Annotated in this window: 9 protein-coding genes and 1 tRNA gene; 6 read left to right on the forward strand and 4 right to left on the reverse strand. The window is 71.8% G+C overall.

The features are described from left to right. Positions 1–15: 15 nt before the first annotated feature. Positions 16–2,451 (reverse strand): PIG-L family deacetylase, encoded by a 2,436-nt coding sequence (locus VMF51_RS11225; protein WP_325474515.1) that lies wholly within the window; start codon positions 2,449–2,451, stop codon positions 16–18. A 136-nt stretch (positions 2,452–2,587) separates the two neighbouring features. Here VMF51_RS11225 and VMF51_RS11230 point away from each other — a divergent pair, with 136 nt between their 5' ends. Continuing rightward, positions 2,588–3,718, forward strand: a complete 1,131-nt coding sequence (locus tag VMF51_RS11230; RefSeq protein ID WP_325474516.1) for a helix-turn-helix transcriptional regulator — start codon at positions 2,588–2,590, stop codon at positions 3,716–3,718. Between the two features lie 24 nt (positions 3,719–3,742). Here the strand turns inward: VMF51_RS11230 and msrB are convergent, their stop codons facing one another. Further along, positions 3,743–4,144 (reverse strand): peptide-methionine (R)-S-oxide reductase MsrB, encoded by a 402-nt coding sequence (gene msrB, locus VMF51_RS11235; protein WP_325474517.1) that lies wholly within the window; start codon positions 4,142–4,144, stop codon positions 3,743–3,745. A 47-nt stretch (positions 4,145–4,191) separates the two neighbouring features. On the opposite strand from msrB, the gene VMF51_RS11240 reads away from it, so the two are divergent. Together VMF51_RS11240 and VMF51_RS11245 are read left to right on the forward strand one after the other, a co-directional pair. Continuing rightward, complete coding sequence (locus tag VMF51_RS11240) at positions 4,192–5,277, forward strand: DNA polymerase domain-containing protein (protein WP_325474518.1); 1,086 nt, start codon at positions 4,192–4,194, stop codon at positions 5,275–5,277. A 30-nt stretch (positions 5,278–5,307) separates the two neighbouring features. After that, a complete protein-coding gene (locus VMF51_RS11245) occupies positions 5,308–5,541 on the forward strand; it encodes a hypothetical protein (protein WP_325474519.1) in 234 nt (77 codons plus the stop codon). A 301-nt stretch (positions 5,542–5,842) separates the two neighbouring features. On the opposite strand, the gene VMF51_RS11250 is transcribed toward VMF51_RS11245, so the two are convergent. Continuing rightward, the gene (locus VMF51_RS11250) at positions 5,843–6,379 is read right to left on the reverse strand and encodes a hypothetical protein (RefSeq protein WP_325474520.1); all 537 of its coding nucleotides are present in this window, start codon (positions 6,377–6,379) and stop codon (positions 5,843–5,845) included. 9 nt (positions 6,380–6,388) lie between these two features. Next, complete coding sequence (locus VMF51_RS11255) at positions 6,389–7,483, reverse strand: ATP-dependent DNA ligase (protein ID WP_325474521.1); 1,095 nt, start codon at positions 7,481–7,483, stop codon at positions 6,389–6,391. A 65-nt stretch (positions 7,484–7,548) separates the two neighbouring features. Here VMF51_RS11255 and VMF51_RS11260 point away from each other — a divergent pair. From VMF51_RS11260 to VMF51_RS11270, 3 genes are all read left to right on the forward strand, one after another. Beyond that, a tRNA-Gln gene (locus VMF51_RS11260) sits at positions 7,549–7,627 on the forward strand. A gap of 26 nt (positions 7,628–7,653) precedes the next feature. Next, complete coding sequence (locus VMF51_RS11265; RefSeq protein WP_325474522.1) at positions 7,654–8,418, forward strand: SDR family oxidoreductase; 765 nt, start codon at positions 7,654–7,656, stop codon at positions 8,416–8,418. Between the two features lie 124 nt (positions 8,419–8,542). Beyond that, positions 8,543–9,634 carry an IS110 family transposase gene (locus VMF51_RS11270; protein ID WP_325474523.1) on the forward strand — a complete coding sequence of 364 codons (1,092 nt, stop codon included), beginning with the start codon at positions 8,543–8,545 and terminating at the stop codon, positions 9,632–9,634. Positions 9,635–9,925 lie beyond the last annotated feature (291 nt).

The following is a 9,925-nucleotide window of genomic DNA, read 5'->3' on the forward strand; positions in this document are numbered from 1 at the left end:
CGGCCGCGGACCCGGTCAGACCCGGTGGTTGGCGACCATCCGCCCGGCCGGGTCGAGCTCGGCGCGCAGGTGCGCGAGCCGCGCCCAGTCCTCGCCGTCGTAGAACGCGCGGCTGTCGACGGCGCCCTCCGCGAAGGTCGGGACCAGGCTGGCCTGCGACCACGGCGCCAGTGCGGAGACCACCGCGCGCGCGGCGGCCCGGCCGGCGACCGCCGCCTCGGGGAAGGGGGCGATGGCGAGGCAGTAGAGCGCGTAGCCGCCGGTCACGTGGGACACGGCGCCGCCGCCTTCGACCGGCCGCGCGAACGCGCCGCCGAGGTGCCGCAGCTCCGCGAACATCAGCCCGCTCGCGGTGCCGGGGCCGACCTGGCCGAGGAACGCGTCGACGGCGGCGTCGGTCAGCTCGCCGAGCACGCTGTGGTCGGAGACCGCGGGGGTCGGGACCGGCGGGTCCATGTGCACGTCCAGCAGCGCGGCGGACGGGATCCTCGCGAAGGTGTCCATCTCGGGGGCCAGTGCCCGCAGCGGGGCCAGCACCTCGGCGGCCCGGTCGTCGTCCTCCAGGACGGCCCCGTCGACGATGACCAGGTTGCGGCCGCTGAGGAACGGCGGCAGCTCCGGCAGCGGCGGGAAGCTCATCACCCGCAGCGAGGTGGTGGCCGACTCCGGTGCCTCACGGGTCCAGGCGGCCCAGGCGCGGACGACCTCGGGGGCGCGCTCGACGTCCCAGAGCAGCATGCCGGCGTACACGTCGGCGTAGGGGAGCAGGTCGAGCTCCAGGCCGACCACCACGCCGAGGTTGCCACCGCCGCCGCGTACCGCCCAGTAGAGGTCGGCGTGGTCGTCGGCGTCGGCGCGCACGAGGGCACCGTCGGCGGTGACCACCTCGACCGCGCGGACCGAATTCGCCGCGACCCCGTGCCGGCGACCGTAGAACGAGAGCCCGCCCGACAGCGTGTAGCCCGCCACCGCGACATCCGGAGCGCTGCCGTGCAGCGCGGTCAGGCCGTACGGCGCGGCCGCGGCCACGACGTCGCCCCAGAGCGTGCCGCCGACCACCGACGCGGTCCGGGAGGGAGCGTCGACGCTGACGCCGGTCAGCGACGAGAGCCGCACGATCACGACCTCGGAGAGGTCCTGCTCGGCGAGGGCGGTGGCCCCGTGGCCCGTGCTCTGCGGGGCGACCCGGAGACCGGCCGACACGGCGGCGCGGACGACCGCGACGACCTCGGCGACGGAGGTGGGGATGGCGACCGCGGCGGGCCGCTGGTCGGCGGCGAGGTTCCAGGCCTGGCGGGCGACGTCGTACCCGGGGTCGCCGGGCAGGTGGACCTCGCAGGCCCCGCGCAGGGTGGCGGCGGGGGACGAGGGGGTGGTGATGGACATGCTGGTTCCTTCGTTCTGGTCGGTGAGGGTCGTGCGGGGTGTTCTCGGGGGGATCCAGTCGCTCTCGACCGGTCCGCCGGTCCAGGGCGGGTCCACCCGGAGCAGTCGGTCGGTGGCGAGGAAGCCGTGCTGGAGCTCCTTGTCCATGGCGTCGAACGGCGGCACCTGCGAGGCGTGCGTGCGGATCGCCTGCCACCGGAGGTCGAGCAGGCCGGCGACGTCGACGAGCGTGGTGATCGACTCGTCCGGCGTGCCGAGCTCGGCTCCGGTGAACTCGCGCATCAGGACCCGCGAGAGGCAGGACAGATACGTCGCAGCGGGTCGTTCGGTTGCGTGGTCCAGACCAGCGATCACCGCGTCGCGGACGGCCGCGTGGTCGCGGTGGCCGTCGCTGGCGTCCAGGGTGACGACGACGTCGGGCCGCACCTCGTCGAGGTACGCCGTGACCCGCGCGCACAGCTCGGCGGGCTCCGCCGCCGCGAGCGATCCGGGTGCGGGCTCGCCGTCGACGCCCGAGTCGACGTACCCGAGCACCTCGACGCGCTCCACCCCGAGCAGGGCGCACGCGGTGCGGAGCTCGCGCTCGCGGACGGCGGGGAGGTCGCCGCGCGTGAGTCCGCTGCCGGGGGCGGGCTCGCCCAGGTCGCCGCGGGTGGCGCACACGACGACGGTGCGGACGCCGTGGGCGCTGGCGTGGGCGAGCACCGAGCCGGTGCCGAACGCCTCGTCGTCGGGGTGCGCGACGACGACGAGCAGCCGCGGGCGGAGGTCGGCTTCCAGCGCGACCTGCATGCCGGGCAGCGGCAGGTCACGCGCGAGGACCTCGAGGGTCGGGCCGGCACCGGTGGCGCCGAGTCGCTCGGTGAGCACGTCCCGGACGCCGGCGACGGCCTCCGGGTCGGTGGCCAGGATCCGCAGCGCGCCGAGGTCGGCGGGCTCGCGGCCACGGTCCGCCAACGCCGCTTCGAGCCGGGCGAGCGAGAGGGCCAGCTGGGCGACGAGGTCGTCCTCGTGGAGCAGGCGACCCGCGTCGTCGACCGGGCCGGTGAGAGGGATGGTGGTCATGGCAGCACCCTCCGGCGCGGGCGTGGGTCCGGACCATCCCGATCGGCCGGGGAGTTCGAGGCCGTCGGCGCTGGTGGTCTGGTCCACCCAGATTTCTGGGATGTGCGCCGCGGGGGGTTCCGCCGACACTGCTGACATGGCCGGAGGACTGACGTGTGAGCGCGTGCGCCAGGACGTCGACGTCGTCGCGCGGGCTGGGCTGGACCTCGAGACCTTCCTCGCCGAGGCGGTCGAGTCGGTACGCCGGGCCGTCCCGTGGGCGAGCGCCTGCCTGGCCACCCACGACCCCGGCACGCACATGCTCACGAGCGCGCGGAAGTACGGCCACCTGCGGGAGATGGACTCCCACGACCACGAGTTCGGGCTGATCGAGTACGGCACCGTCGAGCCGACCGCCTTCACCGAGCTCGCGCTCGCGCCGGTGCCGGCAGCGGGGGTCCACGTCATGCACGACGGTGAGATCGAGCGCTCGGGGCGGATGAGCCGGTTCATGGTGCCGAACTTCGGGTTCGGGGACGAGGCCCGGATGGTCTTCCGCGACGGGGCGCAGACCTGGGGCGCGATGGCGCTCTTCCGCGGCTCCGACGACCACACGTTCACCCCCGAGGACATCGCGTTCCTGGCGTCGCTCTCGGCCCAGTTCGCCCGGGGGGTGCGCACCGGCATGCTGACCCGGCTCGCCGACGCGCCGCCCCCGCAGGCCGCCACCGGGCCGGCGGTCCTCATCGTCGGCAGCGACAACCAGGTCGCGCAGATGAGTCTGGGCGCCGAGGCGCGGGTCGCCGACCTGATCGGCGGCGTGGCCGCCGGCGACCCGATGGGGCCGATCGCCGGACTCGTCGGCGCGGCACGGCGCTATGCGCGCGGGGAGTCGGCCCTGCCCCCGCGCGCCCGGATCCGCGGCGCGAGCGGCATGTGGCTGGTGGTCCACGCGTCCCCGCTGAGCTCCTTCGGGGACCGGGACGGCGACGTGGTCGTCACCATCGAGGAGGCGCGCCCGCCCGAGATCGTGACCCTGGTCGTCGCCGCCTTCGGACTCACCCAACGCGAGCGCGACGTCACCCAGCTGGTCCTCCAGGGGGTGGACACCAAGGAGATCGCGGCGACGCTGCACGTCTCGACGTACACCGTCCAGGACCACCTGAAGTCCGTCTTCGACAAGGCCGACGTGCGCAGCCGCCGCGAGCTGATCTCGCGGATCTACTTCGACCAGTACGTCCCGCGGATCGGGACCGAGCTCAGCCCCAGCGGGTGGTTCGCGGGCTGACCGCGCTGTCTCCGGACCGGGGCGTCAGCCCTCGGCCGGCTCCAGCGTGAGGCTGATCGAGTTGATGCAGTAGCGATCGCCGGTGGGGGTGCCGTACCCGTCGGGGAAGACGTGGCCCAGGTGCGAGCCGCAGTTCGCGCAGCGCACCTCGACCCGCTTCATCCCGTGCGAGTTGTCCTCGATGTACTCGATGGTGTCCGTGATCGGCTGGTAGAAGCTCGGCCAGCCGCAGCCCGAGTGGAACTTGGTGTCCGACTCGAACAGCTTGGCCTGGCAGGCCTTGCAGCGGTAGACGCCGGTGGTCTCGGTGTCGGTGTACTTCCCGGTGAAGGCCCGCTCGGTGCCGGCCTGGCGCAGGACGGCGTACTCGTCGGGGGAGAGCTGCTCACGCCACTCGGCGTCGGTCTTCTCCACGTCGTAACCCATGCCTCCAGCGTACGGCGCCACGCCAGCCGCACCGCTAGCGTGTGGCTATGGCGAAGACCCCCGCGGCCGAGGTCCAGGCGGGCGGCCGCGCCGTCCGCGTCTCCAGCCCGGACCGGGTGATCTACGAGGCGACAGAGCACACCCCCGAGGTGACCAAGCTGATGGTCGCCGAGTACTTCGCCGGCGTCGAGGACGGGCTGATGCGCGCGCTGCGCGAGCGGCCCACGGCGCTGGAACGGTGGACGTCGGGGGTGCGGCCCGGCATGAAGCTGGCCACCGGACCGCAGGACAAGAACGCCGACGCGTTCTACCAGAAGCGGGTGCCCCAGGGCGCCCCCGACTACCTCGAGACCGTCGAGATCACGTTCCCCTCGGGGCGCACCGCGCAGGAGATCTGCCCCACCGAGATCGCGGTGCCGGTCTGGTGCGCGCACATGGGCACGCTGACCTTCCACCCCTGGCCGGTACGCCGCGCCGACGTCGACCGGCCCGACGAGCTGCGCATCGACCTCGACCCGCAGCCGGGCACCGGGTTCACCGACGCGGTGCGGGTCGCGGGCGTCGCCAAGGAACTGCTCGAGGACCTCGGGATGGTCGGCTACCCCAAGACCTCCGGCAACCGCGGCGTCCACGTGTTCGTGCGGATCGAGCCCCGGTGGGAGTTCGTCGACGTGCGGCACGCCGCGATCGCGTTCGGCCGCGCGCTGGCCGAGCGCGACGACCAGGTGACGGTCGAGTGGTGGAAGGAGGAGCGCGGGGAGCGGATCTTCGTCGACTTCAACCAGAACAACCGCGACCGGACCATGGCCTCGGCGTACTCCCTGCGGCCGCTGCCGGGCGCGCCCGTCTCCCTGCCGCTGAGCTGGGCCGAGCTCGCCGGGACGACCGACCCGAAGGAGCACAACCTGTTCACCGTCCCGGAGCGGCTCGCCGACACCGGCGACGCCTGGGCGGCGATCGACGACACGGCGTACTCCCTCCAGCCGCTGCTGGACCTGTGGGAGGAGCAGGGCGCGGTCGAGCTCAACTTCCCGCCGGACTACCCGAAGATGCCGGGCGAGCCGCCGCGCGTGCAGCCGAGCAAGAAGGTCGCCTCGCACTGGGACGAGGACGGCAACCGGGTCGAGTCGTGAACGACGACGCGCGTTGGGTACTAGCCCGCCATGGCTGTCTACGACTCTGATCTGCAGGCCGCGGTGGACGCGACATCGGTCGCGAAGGACGCGGGCGAGACCGACGACCTCATCGGCTACCTGCGCGAGCAGCTGGCCGCGCGCGAGATCGAGACCTCCGACGAGGACTGGCTGCGGCGGACCGTCGCGGCCATCGAGGCGAACCCGAACTACATGATCGAGGACGAGCCGAGCGACTACGTCTCGCCGAAGCGACAGGTCTGAGGCCGGAGCCGTCCGAAATGCAGAAGGCCCGCCTGGCACTGCGTGAGCAGTGCCGGGCGGGCTCCTACTGGCGAGTGTCCGTCGGAATTCCCCCCGGAGTTCCGTGGACCCTCAGCCCTTGCAGTTCCGGTACGTCGGCGCTCCCCCCGAAGCTCCGGTCGCCCGGTTTCATCAGCTCGTACTAGTTCGTGTCCAGGCCTTGCTGACGCAAGAAACCTAAGCCGAGGCGGTCCACGCAAGATCCACACGAGACCCATCGTTCGGTAACAAAACCGCCGGACGACTCGCGGGAAGGGCCGGCTCAAGCGCCGGTGACGCCCTCGCCGCCGCCCGCCTGCTCGTCGAAGTTCTCGTGCTCCAGCAGGTGGAGCACCGGGACCCCGATCTTGCGGCGGGCCTGCGAGGTCCAGTCGAGGTGGAAGAACTCGGCGACGACGTGCGGCCGGGTGAGGATGATCGCCTCGCGGCCGTCGACCTCCTTGACCTTGGCGCCGAGCGCCTCGATCGGCGGGCCGGAGATCACCTGCCCGGTCGCGTCCGCCCCGGCCGCGTCCAGCGCGTCCAGGGTGGCCTGCAGCTCGATCGCCGAGCGGTCCGCGCACTCCTTGCGCAGCGCCTCCATCTCGGCGTCCGACATCGCCAGCGCCGGGGAGGCCATCATCTCGCCGGCGGAGAGGGAGCCCATCGCGGTCTCGATGCGCGCCGCGGCGTCCTCCAGCGGCAGCAGCACGTGGTACGTGACGGGCTCGTCGAGCCCTTCGTGGAGGGACCGGACCTGGGCGGCGTCTGCCGGGGTGAGCGCCTGCTCGATGAGCAGCACCACGTCGTAGTCGTTCATGACAAAACTCTAGTCCCCGGCGCCACCGCTGAGGACCTCGAAGAGGTCGTAGCCGACGGGCTCCTCGAGCTGGTCGTAGCCGCACGACTCCGGGTCGCGGTCGGGGCGCCACCGCTTGAAGTGGGCGGTGTGGCGGAACCGCCGCCCCTCCATGTGGTCGTACTTCACCTCCAGCACCCGCTCGGGGCGCAGCGGCGTGAACGAGAGGTCCTTGCCCTGGCTCCACCGGCTCTGGGTGCCGGGCACCCGGTCCGGGTTCGCGGTGAGGAACTCCGCCCAGCGACCCCAGGGATGGTCCTCGATCGCGCACACCAGCGGCTGCAGCTCGTCGTACAGCTCGGCGCGGCGCTGGGCGGTGAAGCTGGCGCTGACGCCGACGTGCTGCAGGCCGTCCTCGGTCTGCAGACCGAGCAGCAGGCTCCCGATCAGCGGCCGCTCCGGGGTGCTGGTCTTGTGCTCGCGGTAGCCGGCCAGCACCACGTCGGCGGTGCGCTCGTGCTTGATCTTCAGCATCGTCCGCCCGTTGGGGGAGTACGGCGCGGTCAGCGGCTTGGCGATCACCCCGTCGAGCCCGGCGCCCTCGAACTGCTCGAACCAGCGCTCCGCCTCCGCCGGGTCGGTGGTGGTGCGGGTGAGGTAGCACGGACCGGGCAGCCCCGCGAGCGCGTCCTCCAGGGCGGCCCTCCGCTCGGCGAAGGGACGCTCGACGTACGACTCGTCGCCGAGCGCGAGCAGGTCGAACGCCACGAACCCGGCGGGGGTCTTCTCGCTGAGCATCTCGATGCGGGACGCGGCCGGGTGGATGCGCTCCTGCAGCACCTCGAACTCCAGGCGCTGGTCGACGGCGACGAAGAGCTCGCCGTCGAGCACGCAGCGCTCGGGCAGCTGCTCCTTGACCGCCGCGACGACCTCGGGGAAGTAGCGGGTCAGCGGCTTGGTGTTGCGCGAGGCCAGCTCGACCTCGTCGCCGTCGCGGAAGACCAGGCAGCGGAAGCCGTCCCACTTGGGCTCGAAGCTGAGCCCGCCGTGCTTGGCGGGATCGGGGATCCCCGAGACCGACTTGGCGAGCATCGGCTGGACGGGCGGCATCACGGGCAGGTCCACCCTCGCAACTTATCCGGCTCCGCCGACGACGAGCGTTCGATCTAGGGTGTCCTCTGCGAGAGCAATCCCCGGTTGGTCTGCCGGCAGGGCCCGCCTGACTTTGAATCAGGACTAGCGACGTAGGTTCGACTCCTACCCGGGGAGCTTCGGAAGTGGCTAGGTTGCGGCCCATGTCCGCAGCAGGGAGCACCTTCACCGGCAAGACCGTCCTCGTCACCGGCGCGTCCTCGGGGCTGGGCGCCGCGTCCGTCCGGCGCTTCGCGGCCGGCGGCGCGACCGTGTACGCCGCGGCGCGCGACCAGGGTCGGCTCGCCGAGGTCGCCGCCTCGTGCGCGGACCTGCCCGGCGAGGTGCTGTTCGGACCGCTCGACGTGGCCTCGCCGTCCTCGTGCCGGGCAGCGGTGGCCGCCGCGGTCGAGGCGTGCGGGCGGCTCGACGTGCTGGTCAACAACGCGGGTCGTCACGACTTCCGGCTCACCACGGAGGTGACCGAGGAGCAGTGGGCGCACGACGTGGCCGTGAACCTCGGCGGGGCCTTCTTCTGCTCGCAGGCCGCGATCCCGCACCTGCTCGAGGTCGGCGGCAACATCGTCAACGTCGCGTCCGTCGCCGGCGTGGTGGGCGAGGCGTACTCGGCGGCGTACACCGCGGCCAAGCACGGCGTGGTCGGGCTGACCAAGGCGCTCGCGGTGGAGTACGTCCGCTCGCCGCTGCGGGTGAACTGCGTGTGCCCGGGCGGCATGGACACCCCGCAGGTGCACACGATCGAGGTCCCCGAGGGTGCCGACTTCGACCTCGTCATGCGGATCTCGGCCGCACGCGGGTTCATGAGCGCCGACAGCGTGGCGGCGGTGGTGGCCTTCCTCGCCTCCGACGACGCCGCCGCCGTGCACGGCAGCATCCAGGTCGTCGACCACGGCCACCTCGCGGGCTAGACGGTATGAGGTGACCGCTCAGGGCTTCTGAGGGTTGTAGGCCGGGGCCTCACTCACAAATGGTCGTGGGTTACCGAGTAGGGCTGGCCTGCTCGGCCTATCCAACAGTTGTGGGAGGCCCCGGGTGTTTACCGAGCGTACGAGCGTTGGGCTCGACGTGCACGCACGATCAGTCGCGGCGGCGGCGATCGATAGCGTCACGGGCGAGCTGGTTCAAGCAAAGTTGACCCCTTCCTATGAGCACATCCGGTCCTGGCTTGGTGATCTGCCCGGCCCGGTCGCGGTGGTCTATGAGGCCGGTCCGACCGGTTTCGGTCTGTATCGACACCTCGGCGTTGCCGGGATCCGGTGCGTCGTCGCGGCGCCGTCAAAGCTGCAGAAGCCGTCAGGCGAACGGGTCAAGACCGACGCGAAGGACGCGATCCACTTGGCGCGTCTGCTGCGACTCGATGAGGTCGCCGCCGTGGCGATCCCCACCGTGGATCAAGAAGCCGCCCGCGACCTGGTCCGGGCACGCGAGGACTGCCGAGGCGACCTGATGCGGGGCCGGCACCGATTGTCGAAACTGCTACTGCGCCACGGGATCGTCTACTACGGCGGCCAGGCCTGGACCGGGAAGCACGACGCCTGGCTGCGGCACGAAGCACTCCCGGAGCTGAGCACCCGCGCGACCCGGCTGGCCTTCGACTCCGACTATGAGAACGTCCTGATGGTCAAGGCTCGCCGGGACCGGCTTGACACCGCGATCGGCGAGATGGCCACGGACTCCGAGTTCACCGACATGGTGCACCGACTCGGATGTCTGCGTGGGGTCAGCACCCTGACCGGGTTCGCACTCGCGGTGGAGATCGGCGACTGGCACCGGTTCACTGGCAACACCATCGGCTCCTTCGTCGGCCTGGTGCCCAGCGAGTACTCCTCCGGGTCCTCACGCGTTCAAGGGTCGATCACCAAGACCGGCAACACCCACGTCCGGCGGCTCCTGGTCGAGGCCGCCTGGCACCACCGCGCCCGCTACACCGTGGGCAAGACCATGCGCGACCGGTGGGATCTCGCCCCCGCAGCCGCCCGCGCTCGGGGCGATGCGGGTAATCGGCGACTGCACCAACGGTGGGTGAAGTTCATCGACCGCAAGAAGAAGCCCACCATCGCCAACGTCGCGATCGCCCGCGAGCTGGCCGGCTGGTGCTGGTCCCTGGCAGTGCTCGAGGAGTAGCCACCACGATCTGCTTGGTCGTCACAGCTGTGGTGGTGGCAGCGCGTGGAGCGACCCGCGAAACACCTATGAGCAACGGACATCTCATCCGCGACGCTCGACGCTAGACAAGCGGTCCCGCTCCTGCCGAAGCACCGTCCTGCGGTAACCAACCCGCGTATATCAGTCTGACCGCGCGTCGCCAACGACACGCTCACCAGCCACCCACGACGACGAAGCACGAGGCGCCCGCCCGAACCATCGGGACGGGCGCCTCACCCTGCCGCTTGACAGGAGGTCGCTACATATCAG

It is taken from the genome of Nocardioides sp. (assembly GCF_035503875.1).
Lineage (GTDB): Bacteria > Actinomycetota > Actinomycetes > Propionibacteriales > Nocardioidaceae > Nocardioides.

Coding starts and splice junctions, on each gene's coding strand:
- VMF51_RS11250 (WP_325474520.1), bottom strand. CDS start 6,379: ATGAACGACTACGACGTGGTGCTGCTCATCGAGCAGGCGCTCACCCCG.
- VMF51_RS11265 (WP_325474522.1), top strand. CDS start 7,654: ATGTCCGCAGCAGGGAGCACCTTCACCGGCAAGACCGTCCTCGTCACC.
- VMF51_RS11225 (WP_325474515.1), bottom strand. CDS start 2,451: ATGACCACCATCCCTCTCACCGGCCCGGTCGACGACGCGGGTCGCCTG.
- VMF51_RS11240 (WP_325474518.1), top strand. CDS start 4,192: ATGGCGAAGACCCCCGCGGCCGAGGTCCAGGCGGGCGGCCGCGCCGTC.
- VMF51_RS11230 (WP_325474516.1), top strand. CDS start 2,588: ATGGCCGGAGGACTGACGTGTGAGCGCGTGCGCCAGGACGTCGACGTC.
- msrB (WP_325474517.1), bottom strand. CDS start 4,144: ATGGGTTACGACGTGGAGAAGACCGACGCCGAGTGGCGTGAGCAGCTC.
- VMF51_RS11245 (WP_325474519.1), top strand. CDS start 5,308: ATGGCTGTCTACGACTCTGATCTGCAGGCCGCGGTGGACGCGACATCG.